We start from the raw sequence: 24,112 nt of genomic DNA on the forward strand, positions 1-24,112 counted from the left end.
AGCACAGGCGACGCTGCACTACGCCCTCACCGTGCCGCCCGCCGAATAGAGCGGGCAGAAAGCCGGCAGCCCCCTCGGGCGGGAACCCGAGGGGGCTGCGGAGCCGGTGTCCGGGCGGGCCGGACCGCAGGTCAGAGCGCGTCGGCCAGCAGCGGCTCGTCCTCGGACTGGGCGGCCGGCTTCGCCGCCGCGCCGCGCAGCGGGCTCTCGATGATGAACCAGGCCGCGAGGAAGCCGAAGACGCTCACCACGGCGCCCCACAGGAAGACCACGTGCGTGCCGGAGGCCACCGCGTGGAAGTACGCGTCCTTGAGCGCCGGCGGGAATTTGGCGATGGTCGCCGGGTCGAGCTGCGCGCCGCCCTTCGTGGCGGCGGCGCCGGCCGCGGTGGAGTCCATACCGTGCTGGACCTTGTGCGAGAACAGCGCGCCGAACAGCGAGACGCCGAAGGAGCCGCCGATCGTACGGAAGAGCGTCGCGGACGACGAGCCGACGCCTATGTCGCGCATCTCGACGCTGTTCTGCGAGATCAGCATGGTGATCTGCATGACGAAGCCCATGCCCGCGCCCAGTACGGCCATGAAGAGGCCGGAGGTGAAGCGGGTGGTGTGGACGTCCATCGTGGACAGCAGGACCAGGCCGACCGTGATCAGCGCGCCGCCGATGATCGGGAAGGCCTTGTAACGGCCGGTGGCGGTGGTGACCCGGCCGGCGACCATGGAGACGGCCATCATCGCGAGCAGCATCGGCAGCAGCAGCAGGCCGGAGTTGGTCGCCGAGGCGCCCTGCACGGTCTGCTGGTAGAGCGGCAGGAAGGTCATCGAGCCGAACATCGTGAAGCCGACGAGGAAGCCGACCAGCGAGATCAGCGAGAAGTTGGAGCTGCGGAAGATCCGCAGCGGCATGATCGGCTCGGGCGCGCGGGTCTCGGCGAAGAGGAAGGCGGCCAGCGAGGCCAGGCCGAGCACCAGCAGGCCGATGATCTGCACGGAGCCCCAGGCGTACTGCGTACCGCCCCAGGTGGTCAGCAGCACCAGCGAGGTGATCGCGACGGTCAGCAGGACGGCGCCGAAGTAGTCGATACGGCCCTTGCTGGGCTTCTTGGGCAGGTGCAGCACGATGGTGACCATCGCGAGGGCGACGACACCGATCGGCAGGTTGATGTAGAAGCTCCAGCGCCAACCCCAGTTGTCGGTGATGGTGCCGCCGACCAGCGGGCCGCCGATCATGGCGATGGCCATGACACCGGCGATCAGGCCCTGGTACTTGCCGCGCTCGCGGGGCGGGATCATCTCGCCGATGATCGCCATCACGCCGACCATCAGACCGCCGGCGCCGAGGCCCTGGAAGGCCCGGAAGGCGATCAGCTGGTCCATCGTCTGCGCCATGCCGGACATCGCGGAGCCGGCCAGGAACAGCACGATCGAGGTGAGGAAGATCCCCTTGCGGCCGTACATGTCGCCGAGCTTGCCCCAGATGGGGGTGGAGGCGGCGGTGGCCAGGGTGTACGCCGTAACGACCCAGGAGAGGTGGTCGAGGCCGCCCAGCTCGCCGACGATGGTCGGCATCGCGGTGCCGACGATCATGTTGTCGAGCATGGCGAGCAGCATCGCGATCAGCAGACCCACCATCACCACACGCACACTGCGCTGGCGCGGCCCGCTCTCGGCCTTGGCGCCGGGCGGCGGCTCCGGCGTGGACGGCTTGGCGGTTTCGGTCTGGGACATGACCGGGTTTCCTCCCCCATGCGAGGGCGGTGTTCCAGTGGTGCTTACTTGCCGCCCGGTTAGTACGTTACGTAGCAGCAAGGTACGTTGTTTACTAGCCGGGCGTCAAGTAAGTGCGTAGCCTCGGAAGAAGGCCCTACCGTGTGGGTTTCGAGCCGGTCGCACTCCCCCCTCGGGAGGCGCGACGAAGTGCAGCAGGAAAGCGACAAGCCAATGGGCACACCGCAGCAGCCGCAGTCACGCAGGGGCGACACGCGCCGCCGTATCCAGCAGGTCGCGCTGGAGCTGTTCGCAGAGCAGGGCTACGAGAAGACCTCGCTGCGGGAGATCGCCGAGCGGCTCGACGTCACGAAGGCGGCGCTCTACTACCACTTCAAGACCAAGGAAGACATCCTCAGCAGCATCGCCGAGGACCTGGCCCGGCCGATGCGCGAGCTGATCACCTGGGCCGAGACCCAGCCGCGCACGCTGGCCACCAAGCAGGAGCTGCTGCGGCGCTACAGCGACATACTGTGGGGTTCGGTCGACCTCTTCCGCTTCTTCCAGGAGAACCAGGCGACCGTGCGCGAGCTGACCATCGGCGAGACCTTCCGCACCAGCGTGAAATCGCTGGGCGGACTGCTCAAGGACCCGGACGCGCCGATCGCCGCGCAGGTGCGCAGCGTCACCGCGCTCTACGCGATGCACGCCGGCATGTTCGTGACGCAGAACGTCGAGGGCGACCCCGAGGAGAAGCGCGCGGCCATCCTCGAAGTCGCCCTCGATCTTGTCGCCCAGTCCGAGGCGAGTCTCCTTACGGGTTGACCCGCCGGCGGCCGGTTGACGCCTCAGCGTCCGTCACGCGTTCACACCGTGGGCGCGCAGGAAGTGCAGCGGCTCGACGGAGGAGCCGTAGTACGGGGTGGTACGGACCTCGAAGTGCAGGTGCGGGCCGGTCGAATTGCCGGTGGAGCCGGACTTGCCGATCTCCTGGCCGGTGATGACCTGCTGGCCGACGTGCACACCGATGTGCGACAGGTGGCCGTACTGCGTGTACAGCTGCGACCCGTGCTTGATCACGATGTTGTTGCCGTACGCGCCGCCCCAGCCCGCCGTCACGACGGTGCCGGTGTGCGCGGCCCGCACCGAGGTGCCGGTCGGCACGACGAAGTCCTGGCCGGAGTGGGTGTTGACCCAGTGCTTGCCGACCTGGTGGTAGCCGGCGCCGAGCACGTAGTGGGCCGCCGGGGTCTCCCAGCCGGCGATCCGCGCCTTGCGGTCGGCGGCGGCCTTCTCGGCCGCCCGCTTCGTGGCGTCGGCAGCCGCCTTCGCCTTGGCCTTGGCCGCCGCGGCGGCGTCCTTCTGGCCGGCCGCCTGCTTCGCCAGCACGTCCGCGACGGTGCTCGGGGCCGAGGCGGCGACGGGCGCCGCCTCGTGCTGCGCACCGGCGGCGAACGCCGCGGTGGAGCCGAGCGCGAGCGCCGCGACCATTCCGCCGGTCACTACGGCCACCCGGCCGCGGTTGACGGACTTCGGGGTGCGGTTCTTCTTCGTCGAGAGCGAGAGCTTACGCATGCAGAAACAACCTCACTGGTGGGGGTACGGGGCCCGGGGTGCGGCCTCGCTCCACCTTGGTAACCCGGGCTGCGACGGCCCGGCAAACACCGGTCCTCCTACCGGGGGTCGTAGGTGCCGCCGGTCCGCGCCGGGGCGGAATCGGGGCCGAAAACCGGTGAATAGTCCGTTTCGCCCACCTGGTGGAGGGGCCTGGCGGCGACTAATCCCGGTAGTACGTGGCGCGCGTCACGTGCGGCACCTCACCCGGCAGGGCTTCCGACGCCCCTCCGGAGTGCCCCTCGCCCCGGTCCCGCGACCTCCCCCGGCGGGCCTGCCCGCGCGGTTTCCCGCGCCCTGGAGGGGTGGCGGACCTCGCCGCCGCGGGAGAGGACGTCCGCCCAGGGGCGCGGGCAGCCGGCCACCGCCGGAAGGTCCGGGGACGGGCCGGCCCGACCGGGCATGCAGAAAGGCCCCGGCCCCGGAGCCCTTGCGGGATCCGGGGCCGAGGCCCGGTGTTCTGTCGGCGCCGGAGGCGCTCAGCCCTCCTTGGAGAGGTTGGGGGTCTCGACCGGCGGGGCGTCCGCCACCGTGACCTTCTCCTCGCCGCGGAAGGTGAACGTCGCCGTCTCACCCTCGCCCTCGACCTCCACCACCACGATGTGGCCGGGGCGCAGCTCGCCGAACAGGATCTTCTCGGACAGCGAGTCCTCGATCTCCCGCTGGATCGTCCGCCGCAGCGGCCTCGCGCCCATGACCGGGTCGTAGCCGCGCTTGGAGAGCAGTTCCTTGGCCTCCAGGCTCAGCTCGATGCCCATGTCGCGGTCGCGCAGCCGCTCGTCCACCGCACCGATCATCAGGTCGACGATCTGGAGGATGTCGTCCTGGCTGAGCTGCGGGAAGACGATGACGTCGTCCACACGGTTGAGGAACTCGGGGCGGAAGTGCTGCTTGAGCTCGTCGCTGACCTTGTTCTTCATCCGCTCGTACCCGGACTTCGTGTCGCCCTGGGCCGCGAAGCCCAGGTTGAAGCCCTTGGAGATGTCGCGGGTGCCGAGGTTGGTGGTCATGATGATCACCGTGTTCTTGAAGTCCACGACCCGGCCCTGGGAGTCGGTCAGCCGACCGTCCTCCAGGATCTGCAACAGGCTGTTGAAGATGTCGGGGTGGGCCTTCTCGACCTCGTCGAAGAGCACCACGGAGAACGGCTTGCGGCGCACCTTCTCGGTGAGCTGGCCGCCCTCCTCGTACCCGACATAGCCGGGCGGGGAGCCGAAGAGCCGCGAGACGGTGTGCTTCTCGCTGAACTCGGACATGTCGAGCGAGATCAGCGCGTCCTCGTCGCCGAAGAGGAACTCGGCGAGCGCCTTGGACAGCTCGGTCTTACCGACACCGGACGGGCCGGCGAAGATGAACGAGCCACCGGGGCGCTTGGGGTCCTTCAGACCCGCGCGGGTGCGGCGGATCGCCTTGGACAGCGCCTTGACGGCGTCCTTCTGCCCGATGATGCGCTTGTGGAGCTCGTCCTCCATGTGCAGCAGCCGGGAGGACTCCTCCTCGGTCAGCTTGAAGACCGGGATGCCGGTGGCGGTGGCGAGGACCTCGGCGATCAGGTCGCCGTCGACCTCGGCGACGACATCCATGTCGCCGGCCTTCCACTCCTTCTCCCGCTTGGCCTTCGCGGCGAGCAGCTGCTTCTCGTTGTCCCGCAGGGACGCGGCCTTCTCGAAGTCCTGCGAATCGATCGCGGACTCCTTCTCCCGGCGCACTTCGGCGATCTTCTCGTCGAACTCGCGCAGGTCCGGCGGCGCCGTCATCCGGCGGATACGCATCCGGGAGCCGGCCTCGTCGATCAGGTCGATGGCCTTGTCCGGCAGGAAGCGGTCCGAGATGTAGCGGTCGGCCAGCGTGGCGGCCTGCACCAGGGCCTCATCGGTGATGGACACCCGGTGGTGGGCCTCGTACCGGTCGCGCAGGCCCTTGAGGATCTCGATGGTGTGCGGCAGCGACGGCTCGGCGACCTGGATGGGCTGGAAGCGGCGTTCGAGGGCCGCGTCCTTCTCCAGGTACTTGCGGTACTCGTCGAGCGTGGTCGCACCGATGGTCTGCAGCTCGCCCCGGGCCAGCATCGGCTTGAGGATCGAGGCCGCGTCGATCGCGCCCTCGGCGGCGCCGGCGCCGACCAGGGTGTGCAGCTCGTCGATGAACAGGATGATGTCGCCGCGGGTGCGGATCTCCTTGAGGACCTTCTTCAGGCGCTCCTCGAAGTCACCGCGGTAGCGCGAGCCGGCCACCAGGGCACCCAGGTCGAGCGTGTAGAGCTGCTTGTCCTTGAGCGTCTCGGGCACCTCGCCCTTGACGATCGCCTGGGCCAGGCCCTCCACGACGGCGGTCTTGCCGACGCCGGGCTCGCCGATGAGGACCGGGTTGTTCTTGGTCCGGCGGGACAGCACCTGCATGACCCGCTCGATTTCCTTCTCGCGCCCGATGACCGGGTCGAGTTTGGTCTCTCTGGCGGCCTGGGTCAGGTTGCGGCCGAACTGGTCGAGAACGAGCGAGGTCGAGGGAGTGCCCTCGGCCGGCCCGCCGGCCGTGGCCGACTCCTTGCCACCCGAATAACCGGAGAGCAGCTGGATGACCTGCTGCCTGACCCGGTTCAGATCGGCGCCCAGCTTCACCAGGACCTGGGCTGCGACGCCCTCGCCCTCGCGGATCAGGCCGAGCAGGATGTGCTCGGTGCCGATGTAGTTGTGGCCCAGCTGAAGAGCCTCGCGGAGCGACAGCTCCAGGACCTTCTTGGCCCGGGGGGTGAAGGGGATGTGGCCGGACGGGGCCTGCTGGCCCTGGCCGATGATCTCCTCCACCTGCTGGCGGACCGCCTCAAGAGAAATCCCGAGGCTCTCCAGGGCCTTAGCGGCGACACCCTCACCCTCGTGGATCAGGCCCAGGAGGATGTGCTCGGTGCCGATGTAGTTGTGGTTGAGCATCCGGGCTTCTTCCTGAGCCAGGACGACAACCCGCCGCGCGCGGTCGGTGAACCTCTCGAACATCGTTAATCGCTCCTCAGAGCGGTCGGGCAGTGAGGGGTCGGTCCCCTCCCTGTCCTTCCGCATGCTAGTCCCGCACAGCGGCGCCGCTCACGTATCCACCCCCGCTGCCGCGGGGAAGCTGCGCTACCGGCTGACGTCACTCCCACAACCTCGATGGTGCGAGACGATGTTCCCGCAGGCCAGGCGAATACCTCTTTATCAACTACGCCCGTGGCGAACGCCTGCCCCGCCTGCCGCCGCATCATCCCTTCCCACTAGGTACTTCTTACCCTCCGCGACCGACAGTCCACACCGGATGTCCGGCAGGTGTGCGCTACGGGCGAACAACCGTGCGCCGGGACGAACACTTCAAGCCGGACGCCCCCTGTCCGGAATCGTACATTCCGCACACCGTACGCGTTCACCCGTGAGCGGTACGTAACCCCGGTGCGCCGCCGCAGTTGCACGGGCATGGACTGGTACGAGCACGAGCTGGGGTGGCCGCTGTCGGGGGCGCTGCCGCCGGGGCTGGTCACCGGGGTGCGGTTCGACGCGCTCGATGTGCCGGTGGCGGTCGGGTACGCGCTGCTGAGCCGCTTCGCGCGGCCCGGCCGGCTGGGGCCGGTGGCGCTCGACGGGCGCCGGGTCCTGCTGCTGGTGGCGGCGGGCGCCGCGGACGAGCTGCCGGGGCTGCTGGAATGGCTGGAGTGGGGCGGCGTCCCGCTGGACGTGGCCGCGCTGGGCGCGGGGCAGGAGATGCGGGCGCCGGCGCACCCCGAGTGGGGCCGCCGGGAGGCCGCATACGACCGGTCGGAGCCGGTATGGCTGCGGCCTCCCCGACCGGGCGTCGAGGTGGAGGCCACGCTGCCCGCGCTGCGGTTCGCCCGAGGAGCCGATGGATCGGGGGTTCCCATCGGTCTTCCGGCGCTTGTCGCCGCGCTGGCGACGGCCTGCCACCGGAGCGCGCTGCGGGCGCACACCCAGGATCAGCCGTGGGCCTTCTCGTACGCCTCGCGGATCGTGGCCGGCACCCGGCCGCGGTCGTTGACCTCGTAGCCCTTCTCCTTCGCCCAGGCGCGGATCTTGGCGGTGTCGGGACCCGACGCTCCGCCGCCGCGTACCGCCTTGGTACGCCCGCGCCCGACGCGGCCACCGGTCCTGCGACCACTGTCCGTGTACGGGTTCAGCAGCCCCCGCAGCTTGTCGGCATTCGCCGTGGTGAGGTCGATCTCGTACGTCACTCCATCGAGGGCGAACGTCACGGTCTCGTCCGCCTCACCACCGTCGAGGTCGTCTACGAGAAGGACCTGAACCTTCTGTGCCACCGGCTTCCCTTTCATCGAAAACGGATTAACGGTAAAAGCAAAGCGCCTTTGCGTGAAAAACACAAACCCCTTGCACGAAGACGTCCGCCCGAGACCGTGCGATCCGGACAAACCGGAACGTCACAGTTGCAGCAGCATGCGGCTGTTGCCCAAGGTGTTCGGTTTCACTCGCTCCAGGTCCAGGAACTCCGCGACTCCCTCGTCATTGGAACGCAGCAGCTCTCCGAAGACATCGCCGTCCACCGGGGTGTCCCCGGTCTCACGGAAGCCGTGCTTCGCGAAGAAGTCCACTTCGAACGTGAGGCAGAAAATTCGGCGCACTCCCAGCCACCGTGCGGTCTGCAGCAACTTCGCCAGCAACTGGTGCCCGACACCCGCACCCCGCAGTGCCGGGTCCACCGCAAGCGTCCTGACCTCGGCCAGGTCCTCCCACATCACATGCAGCGCGCCGCACGCGACGACCGCCGCGTCCTCGTCCCGTTCCGCGACCCAGAACTCCTGGATGTCCTCATAAAGCGTCACCGTCGGCTTGTCGAGCAGGATGCGGTCACGCACATACGAGTCCAGCAAGCTCCGCACCGCGGGGACATCGGCGGTGCGGGCCCTGCGGATGGTGACGTCATTCGACACGAGGGGCATGGACGGACGCTATCGTCCTTCTGCTTCCGTCGGAGCCGAGGGGTCCACGGACTGGATGACGCGCATTGCGTCGCGGACCGCTTCACGCTGTTCCGGCGACATCATGCCGAAGAAGTGCACGAGGGCCGCGGCGGGGTTGTCGCTCGCGGCCCAGGCTTCGTTCATCAGTGCGGCTGAGTATGCGGCTCTTGTCGATACCGCCTCATAGCGATAAGCGCGGCCATCCGCCTCCCTGCGCAGCCACCCCTTCTGGCGCAGGTTGTCCATTACGGTCATCACGGTGGTGTAGGCGATGGTCCTGTCCCGCGCCAGGTCCTCAAGAACCTCACGAACGGTAACCGGACGGTTCCACGCCCACACCCGGGTCATGACGGCGTCTTCGAGGTCTCCCAATGGCCGGGGCACACTCGGAATACTAGGCGCTGGTAAGGCTGAATGCCCGGAATGCGAACCTGCCGGGGATTCGGGCTCAGCGGTCCTCCGCCGGCGCGGCCTGGCGCGCGGCCTCCGCCTGGGCGAAGGCGGCGTCCACTGCGGCGTCCTCCCGGGCCTTGTTGGCGCCGCCCTGGTGCTTGATCATTGTGACGATCACACAGGTGAAGAAGATCGCCATTACCAGCGGCGGCACGATCGCGGAAACATAGTCCATGCGGTCAGGGTAGCCACGCCGTCCCGGCGCCATGCATACGGGTGCCCCGGCAGCGGGGGGAACACCCGTATGGGCGGCGCGAAAGGCGCGGAAGGCGCGGAAGGCCGGTCCCGCGCGCCCCGGCCCCCCTCAGCAGGAGGCGCGGCGCGGGCCCACCAGGGCGGCCAGCGCGGCCATGGCGTCGTCGTCCTCGCGGCGGGGCGCGGGGCGGCGCCCGGGCGGCCAGATCTCGGCGGGGGTCGGCGTACGGCGGCCCGGGTCCGGTTCCGCGGGCTTCGGGGTGCCCGGCGCCGGCGGGGTCGCGGGCTTGGGCGCGGGTTCGGCGTCGGGCCTTTCGTCGGCGGCGGACGGGCCGGGGAGGGCGAGCAGGCGGCGCGGCGCGGGCATATGGGCCTCCAGACGCAGTCGTACGTCGTTGTCTGCCAGGTTTTCGCAGTGGCGCAGCAGTGCGGTACGCCGGTGGTACTCCGGGCTGCCGGTGGCCTGCGCGCGCAGCAGGCGCAGCGCCGCGAGGTCGTCGGCGCCCGGCAGGTATCCGGTGCCCACGGCGGCGGTGAGCCGTTCCAGGAAGCCGGCCGCGGAGCCGGGCAGCGCGTCGCGGTAGCGGCGCAGCTCCGCCAGCAGGAAGGCGCGCAGCCGTCCCGCCTCCTGGACCGCGTCGTCCACCGCCTCGGCGAGCCTGAGGTAGTCCTGGACGTACTCGGCCGGGCGGGGCACGGCGGCTGCGGTCGCCACAGCGCCCGCGGGGGTCCTGCTGGGGTGCAGCACCTCCGCGAGGGCGCGCCGCAGCACTCGCAGCTCGTCCGCGCTGAACGCCATGCCGCCTCGGTTTCCGTGTGGCGTAGGCATGACTGGACTTTAAGTGCTAAGCGGACAAATGCCCCGCAATACCCTCATCCCGGTGTGTTCACCCCGGGGTGAGGACAGCACGAGAGGTCGCGCCGCCGGCAGCCGGTGAGCCGAAGGACGCGCCGGAGGCGGAAAGGCGGCGGAAAAGCAATCAGGTGGTCGAGATATTGCGTTCGTAGACCAGGCGGAGCCCGATCAGGGTCAGCCACGGCTCGTGCGTGTCGATGATCGAGGCCTCGTTCAGCACCAGCGGGGCCAGTCCGCCGGTGGCGATGACCGTGACGTCGTCCGGGTCGGCGGCCAGTTCGCGGGCCATCCGCTCGGCGATTCCGTCGGCCTGGCCCGCGAAGCCGTAGAGGATGCCGGACTGCATGGCCTCGATCGTGTTCTTGCCGATCACGCTGCGCGGCCTGGCCAGCTCGATCTTGCGCAGCTGGGCGCCGCGCACCCCGAGCGCGTCCACCGAGATCTCGATACCCGGCGCAATGGCGCCGCCGATGTATTCGCCGCGCGCCGACACCGCGTCGAAGGTGGTGGCGGTGCCGAAATCCACCACGATGCACGGGCCGCCGTAGAGATGGACAGCGGCCAGCGAATTGATGATCCGGTCGGAGCCCACCTCCTTGGGGTGGTCCACCAGGATCGGCACCCCGGTCTTGACGCCGGGCTCGACCAGCACGGCCGGCACGTCGCCGTAATAGCGCCGGGTGACCTCGCGCAGCTCGTGCAGCACCGACGGCACCGTCGAGCAGATCGCGATGCCGTCGATGCCGTCGCCGAGGTCCCCCAGCAGCGGATGCATGCCCATCAGGCCCTGGAGGAGCACCGCCAGCTCGTCCGCGGTGCGCCGCGCGTCGGTGGAGATCCGCCAGTGCTCGACGATCTCCTCGCCGTCGAAGAGTCCGAGGACGGTGTGGGTGTTGCCGACGTCGATGGTGAGCAGCATCCGCCTCTACGCTTCCGCTCGCAGGTCGAGGCCGATGTCCAGGATCGGCGAGGAGTGCGTCAGCGCGCCCACCGCCAGGAAGTTGACGCCGGTCTCCGCATAGGCGCGGGCGGTCTCCAGGGTGAGCCGTCCCGAGGACTCAAGGAAGGCCCGGCCGCCGACAATGGCGACGGCCTCCGCGGTCTCGGCCGGGGTGAAGTTGTCCAGCAGGATCAGGTCGGCGCCGGCGTCCAGCACCTCGCGCACCTGGTGCAGGGTGTCGACCTCGACCTCGATCGGCACATCGGGGAATTCCTCCCGCACCAGCTTGAAGGCCTGGGCGACACCGCCGGCGGCCACCACGTGGTTGTCCTTGACCAGGGCCGCGTCCGAGAGCGACATGCGGTGGTTGGCGCCGCCGCCGCAGCGCACCGCGTACTTCTCCAGCGCCCGCAGGCCCGGGGTGGTCTTGCGGGTGTCGCGCACCTGCGCCCTGGTGCCCTCCAGCAGGTCCGCCCAGGCGCGGGTGGCGGTCGCGATGCCGGACAGCCGGCACAGCAGGTTGAGCGCGCTGCGCTCGGCGGTCAGCAGGTCGCGGGTCCTGGTGCGTACGGTCAGCAGCTTCTGGCCCGCCGCGACCCGGTCGCCGTCCTCCACGTGCCGCTCGACCTCGAACTCGTCGGTGCAGACGACCGACAGCACCGCCTCCGCGACCCGCAGGCCCGCGACCGTACCGGCCTCGCGGGCGGTGAAGTCGCCGACCGCGAGAGCCTCCTCGGGCACGGTCGCGACCGTGGTGATGTCCACGCCCTGGTCGAGGTCCTCCTCGATGGCCATGTGCGCGATGTCCTCGACCTGGATCGGGTCGAGGCCGGCGTCGGCGATCAGCCCGGCCAGGTCGGGGTCGAGGCCGCACTCCAGCGGGTCGATCCCGTACTCCTCCCCGTACTGCCCGTCCGCGCCGCAGCCGCAGCCCTCCCCGCAGCCGCCACCGCCGCTCGCCTCCTCCGGCGGGCCGAACTGCGGCAGCGGGAGGGCGACGGGCTGCGGGCGGTCGGGGCTGGTCACTGGTGCTCCTTTTGAGGCGGTGCCGGGGCGGTACGGGGTACCGGGCGGGGGCTACGGGCGCGCGGCCCGTACGTCCCCCGCCCCATCATCCCCGACGACGGCCGCCGCCCGCGCGGAGCGGACCGGCGGGAAGTCCGGGCCCTGCGTGGTGCGGACGTCGAGCGTGCGGTGCGGGGTGAGGCGTACGACGAGGTGCCGCCGCCAGCCGTGGTCGTCGCGGTCCGGCCGGTCCTCGCGCCAGTGGCAGCCCCTGGTCTCCTCGCGGCGCCGGGCGGCGGCGACCAGGACGCGGGCGACCAGACTCAGATTGGTGGACTCCCACGTCTCCACGCAAGGCTCGGCCGTCTTGCCTTCCCTGTCGTACGCCTCCACCGCCGCGGTGTGCAGCCGCTCCAGCGCGCCCGCCGCCACCGTCAGGGACTCCGCGCTGCGCAGTACCCCCGCGCCCGCGGTCATGATGCGCTGCACCTCGAAACGGGCCTCGGAGGCCAGCAGCGGGGAGCCGCCCGGCTCGGGGACCACCGGCGCCGCGGGCGGCCCGCTGCGGTCGGCCAGCACGTCGGCGGCGATGCGCTCGGCGTAGACCAGGCCTTCGAGCAGCGAATTGGACGCCAGCCGGTTGGCGCCGTGCACCCCGGTGCAGGCGACCTCGCCGCACGCGTAGAGGCCGGGCACCGTCGTGCGCCCGTACAGGTCGGTGCGGACGCCGCCGGAGGCGTAGTGCGCCGCGGGGGCCACCGGGATCAGCCCGGTCACCGGGTCGATGCCGTGCGCGCGGCAGGCGGCCAGGATGGTCGGGAAGCGCTCGGCCCACATCGCCGGGCCGAAGTGCCGGCCGTCCAGGTACATGTGCTGCGCGCCGGTCTCCTGCATCCGCCGCGTGATGCCCTTGGCGACGATGTCGCGCGGCGCCAGTTCGGCCAGCTCGTGCTGCCCGACCATGAAGCGGACACCGTCGGCGTCGACCAGATGCGCGCCCTCGCCGCGTACCGCCTCCGACACCAGCGGCTGCTGGCCCTCCGCGTCCGGGCCGAGCCACAGCACGGTCGGGTGGAACTGCACGAATTCGATGTCGCTGACCTCGGCGCCCGCCCGCAGCGCCAGGGCCACGCCGTCGCCGGTCGACACCGCGGGATTGGTGGTCGCGGAGAAGACCTGGCCCATGCCGCCGGTGGCCAGCACCACGGCCCGCGCGTGGACCGCGCCGACACCGTCGCGGCGGCCCTGGCCCATCACGTGCAAGGTGACGCCCGCGGTGCGGCCCTCGGCGTCGTTCAGCAGATCGAGGACCAGCGCGTTCTCGATCAGCTCCAGGTTCGGGCCGCCGTCCCGGGCGCTGCCCGCGGCCCTTACCGCGTCGATCAGGGCGCGGGAGACTTCCGCGCCCGTCGCGTCGCCGCCCGCGTGCGCGATACGGCTCCGGTGGTGGCCGCCCTCGCGGGTCAGCAGGATCTCGCCGCTGGCCGGGTCGGTGTCGAAGCGGGCGCCGGTGGCGATCAGCCGCCGCACGGCGTCGGGGCCCTCGACCACCAGGGTGCGGACCGCTTCCACGTCGCACAGTCCCGCGCCCGCGACCAGGGTGTCGTCCAGATGCTGCCCAGGGGTGTCGCCGTCGCCCAGGGCCGCGGCGATACCGCCCTGCGCCCAGCGCGTCGACCCGTCGTCCAGATGCGCCTTGGTCACCACGATGACCTTGGCGCCCGCGGCGGCGCAGCGCAGCGCCACGGTCAGTCCTGCCACGCCCGATCCGACCACGACCACGTCGGCGCTGATCGCCCAGCCGGGCGCGGGGGCGTGCAGGCGTATGCCGGTGCTGCTGCCGGCTCCAGATGCGTTCATTGCGCGGCTCCGAATTCCAGCGGGATGTTGTCGATCAGCCGGGTGGCACCGATCTTCGCGGCCACCGCGAGCACGGCGGGGCCTGTGTGGTCCGGCGCGGCTTCGGTGAAGTCGGCGGGGTCGATCAGGGCGCAGTAGTCGACGGCGACGGGCGGGTCCAGCGAGGCCGCGTGGTCCAGGATCACCCTGGCCGCGCGTACTGCCGCGGCCGGGCCGCGGGGGGCGGCCTCACGGCCGGTGAAGAGGGCCCTGGACAGCTCGCGGGCGGACTCCCGCTCCAGGTCCGACAGATAGCGGTTGCGGCTGGACATCGCCAAGCCGTCCGGCTCTCGCACGGTCGGGGCCGCCACAATGTCCACCGGGAAATTCAGATCCGTCACCATGCGACGGATCAGGGCGAGCTGCTGCGCGTCCTTCTGCCCGAAGACCGCACGCGCGGGGCAGGTCAGATGCAGCAGCTTCGCCACCACCGTCAGCATCCCGTCGAAATGCCCGGGGCGCGAGGCCCCCTCGAACCGCTCCCCCATCGGCCCGGCGGCGATCCGCACCTGGGGTTGGCCGCCGGGGTAGACCTCGTCCACGTCCGGGGCGAAGACCACGTCCGCGCCGGCCCGCGCGGCGATCTCGACGTCCGCGTCGAGGGTGCGCGGGTAGCGGGCCAGGTCCTCGTTCGGTCCGAACTGGAGCGGATTGACGAAGACCGTCACGGTGACCGGACTGGTGCCGGCCTGTGCGCGGGCCTCCCGGATCAGCGAGGCGTGCCCCTCGTGCAGCGCCCCCATCGTCATCACAACCGCCCCGGCCGGTGCCAGGTCCTCGGCGTGATGGACAACCTCGGTCATGCGGTGCCCCCGTCTCGTTGGGTGGGCTCGTCGGACAGCGCGCCGAGCAGCGCCTCCGCGTACTCGGCCTTGAGCATGCCGTTGGCCAGGGCGCGGTCGGCGGTCGCGCGGGCCATCGCCACGTAGGAGGGCACCGTCTCGGGTGCGTGCTCGCGCAGCTCGCGCAGGTGGGCGGCGACCGTGCCCGCGTCGCCGCGGGCCACCGGTCCCGTCAGGGCGCCGTCACCGGCCCGCAGCGCATTGTCCAGGGCCGCGCCCAGCAGCGGGCCGAGCATCCGGCCGGGCTCGGCGACGCCCGCCACCGTCAGCAGGTCCCTGGCCTGGGCCACCAGCGTCACCAGGTGGTTCGCGCCGATCGCCAGCGCCGCGTGGTAGAGCGGGCGGGCCTGCTCCTCCACCCACTCGGGCTCGCCGCCCATCTCGATGACCAGCGCCTCGGCCGCCAGCCGCAGTTCCCCCGGCGCGGTCACCCCGAACGAGCAGCCGGCCAGCCGCTGCACATCCACCGGGCTGCCGGAGAACGTCATCGCCGGGTGCAGCGCCAGCGGCAGCGCGCCCGCGCGCAGCGCCGGGTCCAGCACGGCGGTGCCGTACCGCCCCGAGGTGTGCACGAGCAGCTGCCCCGGGCGTACGGCGCCGGTCTCCGCGAGGCCGGCGACGAGGGCGGGCAGCGCGTCGTCCGGGACGGTGAGCAGGACGAGGTCGGCCACGGCCATCACCTGGCCCGGCTCCATCATCGGTACGCCGGGCAGCAGGACCTCGGCGCGGCGCCTGGACGCCTCCGACACGCCCGAGGCGGCGACGGGGCGGTGCCCGGCCATTCCCAGGGCAGCGGCCAGGGCGGGTCCCACCCGGCCGGCTCCCACGACGCCTACGGTCAGACGGCCGGGCCGTTCCTCCACCATTACGCCTCCCGCTGTGGGGTCACTTCTCGTCAATCGTACGCGAACTCCTTCGCGGTGCGCTCCGGGGTGGGGCCCGGGCCCCTGCGTGCTTGCCCCTCGCGGTGGGCCTTCGCACCTTGCGGTGCGCTTCGGCGCGCCGCGCAGTTTCCCGCGGCCCTGGGTGGGTGCCACTTGCGGCGCGTACGTGTCGGCCGCGGCGTCTCCGCTGAGCGCGCAGTTCCTCGCGCCCCAGCCTGGTGCCACTTGCGGTGGCGCCTCACACATGCGGTGCGTCGTGGTTGCCCGCGCAGTTCCCCGCGCCCCCAGGTGGGTGCCCCTTGCGGCGCGTACGTGTCGGCCGCGGCGTCTCGGCTGGGCGCGCAGTCCGCCCCCCCCCCAGAGCTTCGCCCGGGGGTATCCCTGGCGCCTCCTGACGGGGCGCGGTTCCTCTTCCGAGCGGGCGGGCGTTTCAGGGGCGCGGCCGGCTGGGGTGGGCCGCAACGGGGTCGTTACGACCGGCTCTGAGGGGCGGGCACCCCCAGAGCCGGGAGTGGGTGTCCACCCTGGGGCGTATGGGGAGATCGCTCCCGGGGCTGACCCCGGGACGCGATGCGGTACCTACGCTGGGCTATGTGCAGCGCGTCTACGAGTTCTTCCGCAAGCACCCGACGTGGGTCGACAGCTTCTGGGCCGTCGTCCTGCTCGCGGTGTGCGCGGTATGGATCGCCGCGGACGACTTCCCTTCGGTGGTGACCCGCGCCGCCGTCGTCCCGGTGTCGCTCGCACTCGCCGCCGTCGTGGCGCTGCGGAGGCGCAGCCCGGAGCGGATGCTGCTGCTGGCGATCGGCGCAGGTGTGGCCCAGCTCGCGCTGGACGTGCGGGCGCCCAATCCCGGCGACGCCGCGATGCTGGTGATCATCTACACGTGCGCGTCGAACGGCGCCCGCTGGTCGTCCCGGCTGGCGCTGACCGCCGGGCTGCTGGCGACGCCCGTCGCCATGGTGCGGTGGCCGCCGCACGACCGGTATTCGACGATCTGGACGACGCTGCTCCAGACCTTCTTCCTGACGGTGATCTTCGCGCTGGCGTGGGTGATCGGCGACCGTTTGCGCACCCGGCGGGCGTATTACGCACAGCTGGAGGAGCGGGCGGAACGGCTGCACCGGGAGCGGGAGGCGCAGTCGAAGGCGGCGGTGGCCGCGGAGCGGGCGCGCATCGCGCGGGAGCTGCACGATGTCGTGGCGCACAATGTCTCGGTCATGGTGGTGCAGGCGGACGGCGCCGCATATGTGCTGGATGTCGCGCCCGACCAGGCCAAACAGGCGCTCTCGACGATCTCCAGCACCGGCCGCCAGGCACTCGCCGAGATGCGCCGGCTGCTGGGGCTGCTGCGGGCGGGGGACGACGCGGGCGGGGAGTACGTGCCGCAGCCCGGGGTGGACCAGCTGGCGGATCTGATCGACCAGGTGCGCGGGGCCGGGCTGCCGGTGCGGTTCGAGGTGGCCGGCCAGGCCAGGCCGCTGTCGAGCGGCGTCGAGCTGACGGCGTACCGCATCGTGCAGGAGGCGCTGACGAATGTCCGCAAGCACGGCGGGGACGGGGCGAGCGCCAGCGTCCTGCTGGGGTTCGGGGACGCGGCGCTCGACCTGCTGATCGAGGACGACGGGCGGGGCGGGCCCGAGGAGCTGTACGAGCAGGGCGGCAGGGACGGGCTCGGGCAGGGCCTGATCGGCATGCGGGAGCGGATCGGCATGGTCGGCGGCACGCTGGACGCCGGGCCGCGCCCGGGCGGCGGTTTCCGCATCAGCGCGGTGCTGCCGCTGCGTACCGGCCGCTGACAGCGGCCGGGCAGGACGAAACAGGAGAGGGATCTGATGGCGATCCGCGTCATGCTGGTGGACGACCAGGTGCTGCTGCGTACCGGCTTCCGTATGGTGCTGGCCGCGCAGCCGGACATGGAGGTCGTCGCCGAGGCGGGCGACGGCGCCGAGGCGCTCGATGTGCTGCGCGCCACCCGGGTGGACGTGGTGCTGATGGATGTGCGGATGCCGCGGATGGACGGCGTCGAGGCGACCCGCCGGATCTGCGGCGGTGAGCGCGCCCGGGACGACGGCGGCCCGCGGGTGCTGATACTGACCACCTTCGACCTGGACGAGTACGCGTTCGCCGCGCTGCGGGCGGGGGCGGCCGGTTTCATGCTCAAGGACGTGCCGCCGGACGAACTGCTGGGCGCGATCCGGGCGGTGCACAGCGGTGACGCGGTCGTCGCGCCGAGTACGACCCGGCGGCTGCTCGACCGGTTCACCCCGATGCTGCCGGCCGCGGGCTCCGAGCCGCGGCACCGGGAGCTGGACAAGCTCACCGACCGCGAGCGCGAGGTGCTGCTGCTGGTGGCGCAGGGCCTGTCGAACGGCGAGATCGCCCGCAAGCTGGTGCTGTCCGAGGCCACGGTGAAGACGCACGTGGGCCGGATCCTGACCAAGCTGGATCTGCGCGACCGGGTGCAGGCGGTGGTGCTGGCCTACGAGTCCGGCCTGGTCAGGGCGGGCGGCGGCGGCCTCTGAGCGGGGCCGTTACGGCTCGGGCTCGGGCTCCGGGTCAGGCCGCAGGGCCACATCCAGCAGCCCGGGGAAGCGCGCGTCGAATTCGGCCCTGCGCAGCCGGTTGAGCCGTTTCGGCCCCGCGTCGCGCTGTTCGACCAGGCCCGCGGCCCGCAGCGTGGCGAAATGGTGGCTGAGCGCCGCCTTGCCGACCGGTACGTCGAAGGACCCGCAGGCGCGCTCCCAGTCGGCCGATCCGGCCAACTCGCGTACCAGCAGCAGACGTACGGGGTCGGCGAGAGCACTAAGCGCGGCCAGAAGGGGTACGTGCTCCGGATGGATGTGGTCCGGGGCCGCCCGGCGCGTCCGCGGTGCGGTCATGACGTCCTCCCGTGGGTACGAACGGAATCAGATCCGGGTTGCCGAGTGTTCGACCAGAACCATACACTCACCGGTGTTCGCTTTTCATTGAACAACTAGGGGGAAGCGCCATGCGCGCAATGATCTTCGAGGAGCTCGGCGGACCCGAGGTGCTGCACCTGGTGGACCTGCCGGAGCCCGCACCGGGACCGGGCGAGGTCACCATCGACGTCGCCTACGCGGGCATCAACTTCGCCGATGTCCTGGCCAGAGCCGAGGGCTACCGCGTGGACGCGCTGCCCTTCCGCCCGGGACTCGAGGCCTCCGGGCGGGTCCTGGCGGTCGGCGAGGACGTCACCGCGTTCGTTCCCGGCCAGGAGGTCACCTCCTTCATGCCCGGCGGCGGCTACTCGGAGATAGCCGTGGCCCCCGCCGCCACGACCTTCCCCGTGCCCAGGGGTCTCGACCTGCGCACCGCCGCGACGCTGCCGAGTGTGCTGCCCACGGCCTACGCCCTGCTGCACGACATCGCGCGGCTGCGCGAGGGCGACACCGTCCTCGTGCACAGCGCGGCCGGCGGCGTCGGCACGGTGGCCGGCCAGCTCGCCAGGCTCGGCGGGGCCAGCGCCGTCTACGGTGTCGTCTCCAGCCTCGACAAGGCGCCGCACGCGCTCAAGTCCGGCTACGACCAGGTGTTCCTGGCGGAGAGCTTCGACACCGAGGTGCTGGCCGTCACGGGAGGGCGGGGCGTGGACATCGCGCTGGAGCCCATCGGCGGCGGCAACTTCCGCCGTACGCTCGCCGTCACGGCCCGCTTCGGGCGGCTGGTCTCCTTCGGCAACTCCGGCTCCGCCGCGCCCTGGCAGATCGGCCCCGCCGACGTCTACCCGACCGGGCTCAGCGTCTCCGGCTTCTCCCTGATGGGGCTCGCCGCGGCCGACCCGCGGCGCCTGCGGCAGCTGGCCGGGGCGGCGTTCCAGGCGGTGAGCGAGGGGGGTGTCGAGCTGCCGGTCACCGCGGAATTCGCCCTCGCGGACGCGGCGGCGGCGCACCGGCTGGTGGAGTCCCGGACGACGACCGGCAAGCTTCTCCTCCGGAGGTAAGGGGGTGCCGCTCGCGGTGGCCTCGCCCCTTTCCCGCCGCCCCGGCCCGCGCCCCTTCGGGATTGCTAAGGTGGCCTGTCGCCCGCGGCCAGGCGGGGGCTCGTCTCGCAGTTCCGCCCCCAGAGCTTCGCCCGGAGGTACCCCCAGCGTCCCTTCGACGCTGCCACGTGCGGTGGCCTTCTCGCACCCGCGGTGCGTCGCGGCTGGCCGCGCAGTTCCCCGCGCCCCCAGGCGGGTACCACGTGCCGTGTCGCGTCGCACGTGCGGTGCGCTTCGGCTGGGCGCGCAGTTTCCCGCGCCCCCGCGGGGCTCGGTTCCTCTGCCGCGGAGGGCAATGATCAGGGGCGTGGGGAACCGCGGCGGCGGGAAAGAAGCAACGCCACCGCAGGGGGCGATCCCCCCGGGTGCGGGGAGGGGCCGGCTGAGGCTGAGGATCAGCCGGCGCGGCGGTGGTTGGGGCGGGCGGAAGCCGACCGGCTGCGCTTCTCGATGTACATCCGCTGATCCGCCGAGTGCAGCACCTCCTCCGCCGTCATCCCGCACCCGGCCCAGCCGATGCCGAAGCTCGCGCCGACGCGCACCGCGCGGCCGTCCACCCGGATGGGCGGAATGATCGCGTTCCGCAGCCGCACCGCGAGGTCGGCCGCGTCCGCGGGGGCGAGCCCGTCGGCCAGGACGACGAATTCGTCGCCGCCCAGCCGGGCGACGGTGTCGCCGTCGCGGACCGCGCCGGTGAGCCGGCGGGCGACCTCGATGAGGACGGCGTCACCCGTGTGGTGGCCGAAGCGGTCGTTGATGGACTTGAAGCCGTCCAGGTCGCAGAAGAGGACGGCGAGCCCCTTGCCCGGCGCCGCGTCCTTCTCGTCGGGCGCGACCGAGTGGATGTGCGAGTCGTAGCCGATCGCGCCGAGCGGCGCGGCCAGTTCCTCGGGCCCGTAGCCGTAGCTGAAGGCGAATTCGTCGGGTCCCTGCACCTCCGCGGCGAGAGCCGCCGCGTCCTTGTCCTGGGGACGGGAGCAGAGCCGGGAGGACAGCCGGGCGCGCAACTCCGCGCTGTTGGGCAGGCCGGTGAGCGAGTCGTGGCTGGCGCGGTGGGCGAGCTGCAGCTCGCGGCCCTTGCGCTCCTCGATGTCCTCGACGTGGGTGAGCAGGAAGCGCGGCCCGTCGGTGGTGTCGGCGACCACCGAATTGCGCAGCGAGACCCAGACGTAGGTGCCGTCGCGGCGGGCGAGCCGCAGTTCGGCCCGGCCGCCTTCCGCCGAGGTGCGCAGCAGCAGGCCGACGTCCTCGGGGTGGACGAGGTCGGAGAAGGAGTAGCGCCGCATGACCGAGGCGGTACGCCCCAGCAGGCGGCACAGCGCGTCGTTGGCCCGCAGCAGCTTGCCGTGCTGGTCGCCGCCCATCTCGGCGATGGCCATACCGCTGGGCGCGTACTCGAAGGCCTGCCGGAAGCTCTCCTCGCTGGCCCGCAGCGCCTGCTGGTCGCGCTCCAGCCGGACCAGGGCGCGCTGCATGTTGGCGCGCAGCCGGGCGTTGCTGATCGCGATGCCGGCCTGGAAGGCGTACATCTGGAGCGCCTCGCAGCCCCACGGGCCGGGGTGGCGGCCACTGGAGGGGCGGTCGACGGATATCACGCCGATGAGTTCGCCGCCGCCGCTCTGCGAGGACTGCATGGGCGCGTAGAGGCGGTCGCCGGGATGCCATTCGTCGGGGAAGCGCGGCAGCGGGCCCTCGGTGTGCCACTGCGGCACATCGTCGTCGATGAGGACCCAGCCCTCGGTGTGCGGGATGAAGCGCAGCGAGCCCCAGCGCTGCCCCATGGTGAGCCGCCGCTCCCAGGACGCGCGCGGGCCGACCTTGCCGGACAGCAGCGCCTCGCCCGCCGTGCTGCCGGCGAACGCCGCCACCACCAGGTCGCCGTCGGGCCGTACGAGGTTGACGGCCGCCAAGTCGTAGCCCAGCCCTTTGATCACCCCGTCGGCGACGGCCTGCAGGGTGTCGGCAAGACTGCGTGCGGTGTTGAGGTCCGCCACGACCTGGTGCAGCTGACGCAAGGTCGCGAGGCGGACATACGGCTCCGACTCGGTATCCATGCCCCTCTCCGCGCCCTCGACAGCAACTCCAGTGATTTTTGCGATACATCCGATGACACCGGTGGCACCGGTTTACACCGGCCACTGAATCACAGCGAGCTGTGCCGTCGGTACACAGGGTCAACAATTACTGCTGCTTGTGACTCAAGTCACATCATCCGGTAAGCGCGTGAATACGGAGGGTTCAGCTCTGGGCTGAGGAAGAGGTCCGGATATGACAGCGGACACAGCCCTATCCGCATCCTCATACCGACCCGTAACGTGATTGACGTGCTTCACACTTCACCAGACCGGCATCCTGGGAGCACCATGGCCCAGACCGTCGACACCGATGCCTTCCGCGCCGCGATGACCCGCCTGAGCGCGGGCGTCGTCCTCATCACCGCGCACGACCCGGACGACGGGCCGCGCGGCGAGGACGTCGGCATGACCGCGACCGCCTTCATGTCCGTCTCCCTCGAACCGCCGATGGTGCTGGTGAGCATCCGGACCGGGTCCCGGATGGACGAGCTGCTCGCACGGCAGCCCCGCTGGGCCGCCTCCGTGCTGAGCGAGAGCCAGCGGCACATCGCCGGGCGGTTCGCGCTGCGCGGGCGGATCAGCGACCGGCTGCTCTTCGAGGACATCTCCTATTACCGCGGCGAGCACTCCGGCGCCCCGATCCTGGGCGGCGCCCTGTCGATACTGGAGTGCGAGACCGCGCAGCGCGTGCCGGCCGGCGACCATGTGCTCGTGGTGGCCCGGGTGATCGCCGCCCGCACCCCCAGCGCCGACGGCGGACCGCTGACGTACTTCCGCGGCCGCTACCGCTTCCTGCGCTAGCCCGCCGCGCGACCGCCTCCCGCGCACCGGCTCGGCACCGGCCCGCGCGCCCGTGACAAGCCCGGGGCTAGTCCCAGCTGCCGCCGCTGCGCCCGCGCTTGGTCTCGCTGCGGCGCTTCTTGCCCCGGAGCCGCCGCTCATTGATGCCGCGCGGGATCTTCGTCGGCCGCCGCACCTTCGGCGGCGGCGCCGTCGCCTCGGACAGGAGCGCGGCCAGCCGCGCCGCCGCGGCCTCGCGGTTGCGCCACTGGGAACGGTGCTCGGACGCCCGAACGGCGATCACACCGCCGACCAGCCGCCCTTCGAGGCGCTCCAGCGCCCTGCGCTTCCACACCGGCGGCAGCGCCTCGGTCGCGCCGAGGTCGAAGCGCAGCTCGACCTGGCTGTCCGTGGTGTTCACGTGCTGGCCGCCCGGTCCCGACGAGCGGGAGAAACGCCACTGGAGCTCCGCCTCCGGAACGGAGACGGAACCGCGGATGATCAGTGGCCCGGACATGCCCCTATGATCCCGCGCCGGCCGCCCCGCAGTCACGGGATTTACCCGGAATGCGGAACCACGGCAGCGCCGGTCCGCGTTCAGGGGGATGACGGTAGTTTCGACGCCAACATCTACGACCAGACATAAGGGGACTTCCCATGGCGGTAAGCCTGTCCAAGGGCGGCAACGTCTCGCTGACCAAAGAGGCGCCCGGACTGACGGCAGTGACGGTCGGCCTCGGCTGGGACGTCCGTACCACCACCGGCACGGACTTCGACCTCGACGCGAGCGCCATCGCGGTCAACGCGGGCGGCAAGGTCTACTCCGACGGCCATTTCGTCTTCTTCAACAACAAGCAGACGCCCGACCAGACCATCGTGCACACCGGTGACAACCGCACCGGCGAAGGCGAGGGCGACGACGAGTCCATCAACGTCAACCTGGCCGGCCTGCCGGCCGACATCGAGAAGATCGTCTTCCCGGTGTCCATCTACGACGCCGAGGCCCGCAGCCAGAACTTCGGCCAGGTGCGGAACGCTTACATCCGCATCATCAACCAGGCGGGCGGCGCCGAGATCGCCCGTTACGACCTCAGCGAGGACGCCGCCACGGAGACCGCGATGGTCTTCGGCGAGCTGTACCGCAACGGGGCCGAGTGGAAGTTCCGCGCGGTCGGCCAGGGCTATGCGTCCGGCCTGGTGGGCATCGCCACGGACTTCGGCGTCTCGCTCTGACGCCTGTACGGCGGCCGGCCCCGCGAAGGCCCGTGGACGGCCTTCGCGGGGCCTTCGTACAATCTGGGACGATCGCCGGGTGATCGACCTCGGCTACGCCCTTTCCCGACGCTTCCCCGACCCGCCGCAGACCGACTACCGCACGGCGGACGTACGGGCACTGCGGCACGACCTCTTCTGCGGCGACGTCTATCTGGCCGAGGGCGAGCGGGAGCTGTCCACCGCCTGGGGCTGGGTGCCGGTGCTGGACTTCGCGTGGGCGCTGTGCGACATCGCCGAGCGGCTCGACCGCGACCCGGCGGGCGGCCGGGCGTCCCGGCCGCAGCACGCCGAGCTGGACTTCACCGAGTCCACCGACCGGCTGCGCTTCGTCCGCCGCTTCGGCTTCGTGGAGGTGACCGCGGACTGGCTGCCGTACGAGCCGCCGCTTCCCGTGCGCCACGCCGAACTGCGCCGCGAGGCACGGGACTTCCTGCACGACGTGGTCGCAGACCTCAGCGACATGCACGAGGGCCTGGGGCGCAACCCGGTGGTGTGGGACCTGCTCTTCCGCTTCCCGCGGGTCTGAGGCGCCCCAGCCGGGTAGGGCGCGGGGACTAGGCCGAATCGCCGATTGCCCGCGGGACCCCCCGGCGCTGTTGGGTGGGGGCATTGCCGTCAGCCCGGGAGGCCC

Annotated in this window: 24 protein-coding genes; 8 read left to right on the top strand and 16 right to left on the bottom strand. The window is 71.5% G+C overall.

Annotation, left to right across the window (positions count from 1 at the left end; genetic code table 11):
* Positions 1–131: 131 nt before the first annotated feature.
* Positions 132–1,727, bottom strand: a complete 1,596-nt coding sequence (locus V7E46_RS02950; protein ID WP_443053963.1) for an MDR family MFS transporter — start codon at positions 1,725–1,727, stop codon at positions 132–134.
* 213 nt (positions 1,728–1,940) lie between these two features.
* Between V7E46_RS02950 and V7E46_RS02955 the strand changes: the two genes are divergently transcribed.
* On the top strand, positions 1,941–2,531 hold the full coding sequence (locus V7E46_RS02955; protein WP_333766922.1) for a TetR/AcrR family transcriptional regulator: 591 nt from the start codon (positions 1,941–1,943) through the stop codon (positions 2,529–2,531).
* 33 nt (positions 2,532–2,564) lie between these two features.
* Here the strand turns inward: V7E46_RS02955 and V7E46_RS02960 are convergent, their stop codons facing one another.
* The gene (locus tag V7E46_RS02960; RefSeq protein ID WP_333766923.1) at positions 2,565–3,281 is read right to left on the bottom strand and encodes a M23 family metallopeptidase; all 717 of its coding nucleotides are present in this window, start codon (positions 3,279–3,281) and stop codon (positions 2,565–2,567) included.
* 518 nt (positions 3,282–3,799) lie between these two features.
* Positions 3,800–6,310, bottom strand: a complete 2,511-nt coding sequence (locus tag V7E46_RS02965) for an ATP-dependent Clp protease ATP-binding subunit (RefSeq protein ID WP_329175912.1) — start codon at positions 6,308–6,310, stop codon at positions 3,800–3,802.
* 426 nt (positions 6,311–6,736) lie between these two features.
* Between V7E46_RS02965 and V7E46_RS02970 the strand changes: the two genes are divergently transcribed.
* Positions 6,737–7,345: an SCO3374 family protein gene (locus tag V7E46_RS02970; RefSeq protein WP_333766924.1), complete on the top strand. Its 609-nt coding sequence runs from the start codon at positions 6,737–6,739 to the stop codon at positions 7,343–7,345.
* On the opposite strand, the gene V7E46_RS02975 is transcribed toward V7E46_RS02970, so the two are convergent.
* The 10 genes from V7E46_RS02975 to V7E46_RS03020 all read right to left on the bottom strand — a co-directional run bounded on the left by V7E46_RS02975 (position 7,276) and on the right by V7E46_RS03020 (position 15,330).
* A complete protein-coding gene (locus tag V7E46_RS02975; RefSeq protein WP_327289400.1) occupies positions 7,276–7,614 on the bottom strand; it encodes a histone-like nucleoid-structuring protein Lsr2 in 339 nt (112 codons plus the stop codon). The genes V7E46_RS02970 and V7E46_RS02975 overlap by 70 nt on opposite strands.
* 120 nt (positions 7,615–7,734) lie before the next feature.
* Entirely contained in the window at positions 7,735–8,253 is a 519-nt protein-coding gene (locus V7E46_RS02980; protein WP_329175919.1) for an amino-acid N-acetyltransferase, read from the bottom strand.
* A 9-nt stretch (positions 8,254–8,262) separates the two neighbouring features.
* Positions 8,263–8,658, bottom strand: a complete 396-nt coding sequence (locus V7E46_RS02985) for a BlaI/MecI/CopY family transcriptional regulator (RefSeq protein WP_333766925.1) — start codon at positions 8,656–8,658, stop codon at positions 8,263–8,265.
* Positions 8,659–8,722: 64 nt separating this feature from the next.
* Entirely contained in the window at positions 8,723–8,902 is a 180-nt protein-coding gene (locus V7E46_RS02990) for a hypothetical protein (protein ID WP_329175923.1), read from the bottom strand.
* A 129-nt stretch (positions 8,903–9,031) separates the two neighbouring features.
* The gene (locus V7E46_RS02995; protein WP_333766926.1) at positions 9,032–9,751 is read right to left on the bottom strand and encodes a hypothetical protein; all 720 of its coding nucleotides are present in this window, start codon (positions 9,749–9,751) and stop codon (positions 9,032–9,034) included.
* A 151-nt stretch (positions 9,752–9,902) separates the two neighbouring features.
* A complete protein-coding gene (locus V7E46_RS03000) occupies positions 9,903–10,697 on the bottom strand; it encodes a type III pantothenate kinase (protein WP_073501683.1) in 795 nt (264 codons plus the stop codon).
* A gap of 6 nt (positions 10,698–10,703) precedes the next feature.
* A complete protein-coding gene (gene nadC / locus V7E46_RS03005; RefSeq protein WP_333766927.1) occupies positions 10,704–11,744 on the bottom strand; it encodes a carboxylating nicotinate-nucleotide diphosphorylase in 1,041 nt (346 codons plus the stop codon).
* A 51-nt stretch (positions 11,745–11,795) separates the two neighbouring features.
* Entirely contained in the window at positions 11,796–13,583 is a 1,788-nt protein-coding gene (locus V7E46_RS03010) for an L-aspartate oxidase (RefSeq protein ID WP_333766928.1), read from the bottom strand.
* Positions 13,580–14,425: a pantoate--beta-alanine ligase gene (panC, locus tag V7E46_RS03015; protein WP_333766929.1), complete on the bottom strand. Its 846-nt coding sequence runs from the start codon at positions 14,423–14,425 to the stop codon at positions 13,580–13,582. The genes V7E46_RS03010 and panC overlap by 4 nt, the downstream gene beginning before the upstream one ends.
* A complete protein-coding gene (locus tag V7E46_RS03020) occupies positions 14,422–15,330 on the bottom strand; it encodes a Rossmann-like and DUF2520 domain-containing protein (RefSeq protein ID WP_333766930.1) in 909 nt (302 codons plus the stop codon). The genes panC and V7E46_RS03020 overlap by 4 nt, the downstream gene beginning before the upstream one ends.
* Before the next feature lie 611 nt (positions 15,331–15,941).
* Here V7E46_RS03020 and V7E46_RS03025 point away from each other — a divergent pair.
* Both V7E46_RS03025 and V7E46_RS03030 read left to right on the top strand, forming a co-directional pair.
* Positions 15,942–17,147: a sensor histidine kinase gene (locus tag V7E46_RS03025; RefSeq protein ID WP_333766966.1), complete on the top strand. Its 1,206-nt coding sequence runs from the start codon at positions 15,942–15,944 to the stop codon at positions 17,145–17,147.
* A gap of 36 nt (positions 17,148–17,183) precedes the next feature.
* Positions 17,184–17,873 carry a response regulator transcription factor gene (locus V7E46_RS03030; RefSeq protein WP_333766931.1) on the top strand — a complete coding sequence of 230 codons (690 nt, stop codon included), beginning with the start codon at positions 17,184–17,186 and terminating at the stop codon, positions 17,871–17,873.
* 9 nt (positions 17,874–17,882) lie between these two features.
* Here V7E46_RS03030 and V7E46_RS03035 read toward each other — a convergent pair whose 3' ends face one another.
* The gene (locus tag V7E46_RS03035) at positions 17,883–18,230 is read right to left on the bottom strand and encodes an ArsR/SmtB family transcription factor (RefSeq protein WP_333766932.1); all 348 of its coding nucleotides are present in this window, start codon (positions 18,228–18,230) and stop codon (positions 17,883–17,885) included.
* 110 nt (positions 18,231–18,340) lie between these two features.
* On the opposite strand from V7E46_RS03035, the gene V7E46_RS03040 reads away from it, so the two are divergent.
* On the top strand, positions 18,341–19,312 hold the full coding sequence (locus V7E46_RS03040; protein ID WP_333766933.1) for a quinone oxidoreductase family protein: 972 nt from the start codon (positions 18,341–18,343) through the stop codon (positions 19,310–19,312).
* Positions 19,313–19,746: 434 nt separating this feature from the next.
* Here the strand turns inward: V7E46_RS03040 and cdgB are convergent, their stop codons facing one another.
* Entirely contained in the window at positions 19,747–21,405 is a 1,659-nt protein-coding gene (cdgB, locus tag V7E46_RS03045; RefSeq protein WP_329175944.1) for a diguanylate cyclase CdgB, read from the bottom strand.
* A gap of 309 nt (positions 21,406–21,714) precedes the next feature.
* Here cdgB and V7E46_RS03050 point away from each other — a divergent pair, with 309 nt between their 5' ends.
* Positions 21,715–22,227: a flavin reductase family protein gene (locus V7E46_RS03050; RefSeq protein ID WP_333766934.1), complete on the top strand. Its 513-nt coding sequence runs from the start codon at positions 21,715–21,717 to the stop codon at positions 22,225–22,227.
* A gap of 67 nt (positions 22,228–22,294) precedes the next feature.
* On the opposite strand, the gene arfB is transcribed toward V7E46_RS03050, so the two are convergent.
* Complete coding sequence (gene arfB, locus V7E46_RS03055; protein ID WP_333766935.1) at positions 22,295–22,723, bottom strand: alternative ribosome rescue aminoacyl-tRNA hydrolase ArfB; 429 nt, start codon at positions 22,721–22,723, stop codon at positions 22,295–22,297.
* Positions 22,724–22,863: 140 nt separating this feature from the next.
* Between arfB and V7E46_RS03060 the strand changes: the two genes are divergently transcribed.
* Complete coding sequence (locus tag V7E46_RS03060) at positions 22,864–23,439, top strand: TerD family protein (RefSeq protein ID WP_333766936.1); 576 nt, start codon at positions 22,864–22,866, stop codon at positions 23,437–23,439.
* Positions 23,440–23,518: 79 nt separating this feature from the next.
* Positions 23,519–24,007, top strand: coding sequence for a hypothetical protein (locus V7E46_RS03065; protein WP_329175951.1), 489 nt, complete (start codon positions 23,519–23,521; stop codon positions 24,005–24,007).
* Positions 24,008–24,112: the final 105 nt, after the last annotated feature.

The organism is Streptomyces sp. IBSBF 2435 (assembly GCF_036815005.1).
Classification (GTDB): Bacteria; Actinomycetota; Actinomycetes; order Streptomycetales; family Streptomycetaceae; genus Actinacidiphila.

Coding starts and splice junctions, on each gene's coding strand:
- V7E46_RS02960 (WP_333766923.1), bottom strand. CDS start 3,281: ATGCGTAAGCTCTCGCTCTCGACGAAGAAGAACCGCACCCCGAAGTCC.
- panC (WP_333766929.1), bottom strand. CDS start 14,425: ATGACCGAGGTTGTCCATCACGCCGAGGACCTGGCACCGGCCGGGGCG.
- cdgB (WP_329175944.1), bottom strand. CDS start 21,405: ATGGATACCGAGTCGGAGCCGTATGTCCGCCTCGCGACCTTGCGTCAG.
- V7E46_RS03010 (WP_333766928.1), bottom strand. CDS start 13,583: ATGAACGCATCTGGAGCCGGCAGCAGCACCGGCATACGCCTGCACGCC.
- V7E46_RS02990 (WP_329175923.1), bottom strand. CDS start 8,902: ATGGACTATGTTTCCGCGATCGTGCCGCCGCTGGTAATGGCGATCTTC.
- V7E46_RS03050 (WP_333766934.1), top strand. CDS start 21,715: ATGGCCCAGACCGTCGACACCGATGCCTTCCGCGCCGCGATGACCCGC.
- V7E46_RS03030 (WP_333766931.1), top strand. CDS start 17,184: ATGGCGATCCGCGTCATGCTGGTGGACGACCAGGTGCTGCTGCGTACC.
- V7E46_RS02965 (WP_329175912.1), bottom strand. CDS start 6,310: ATGTTCGAGAGGTTCACCGACCGCGCGCGGCGGGTTGTCGTCCTGGCT.
- V7E46_RS03035 (WP_333766932.1), bottom strand. CDS start 18,230: ATGACCGCACCGCGGACGCGCCGGGCGGCCCCGGACCACATCCATCCG.
- V7E46_RS02995 (WP_333766926.1), bottom strand. CDS start 9,751: ATGCCTACGCCACACGGAAACCGAGGCGGCATGGCGTTCAGCGCGGAC.
- V7E46_RS03040 (WP_333766933.1), top strand. CDS start 18,341: ATGCGCGCAATGATCTTCGAGGAGCTCGGCGGACCCGAGGTGCTGCAC.
- V7E46_RS03000 (WP_073501683.1), bottom strand. CDS start 10,697: ATGCTGCTCACCATCGACGTCGGCAACACCCACACCGTCCTCGGACTC.
- V7E46_RS03060 (WP_333766936.1), top strand. CDS start 22,864: ATGGCGGTAAGCCTGTCCAAGGGCGGCAACGTCTCGCTGACCAAAGAG.
- arfB (WP_333766935.1), bottom strand. CDS start 22,723: ATGTCCGGGCCACTGATCATCCGCGGTTCCGTCTCCGTTCCGGAGGCG.
- V7E46_RS02980 (WP_329175919.1), bottom strand. CDS start 8,253: ATGCCCCTCGTGTCGAATGACGTCACCATCCGCAGGGCCCGCACCGCC.
- V7E46_RS02950 (WP_443053963.1), bottom strand. CDS start 1,727: ATGTCCCAGACCGAAACCGCCAAGCCGTCCACGCCGGAGCCGCCGCCC.
- V7E46_RS02955 (WP_333766922.1), top strand. CDS start 1,941: ATGGGCACACCGCAGCAGCCGCAGTCACGCAGGGGCGACACGCGCCGC.
- V7E46_RS03020 (WP_333766930.1), bottom strand. CDS start 15,330: ATGGTGGAGGAACGGCCCGGCCGTCTGACCGTAGGCGTCGTGGGAGCC.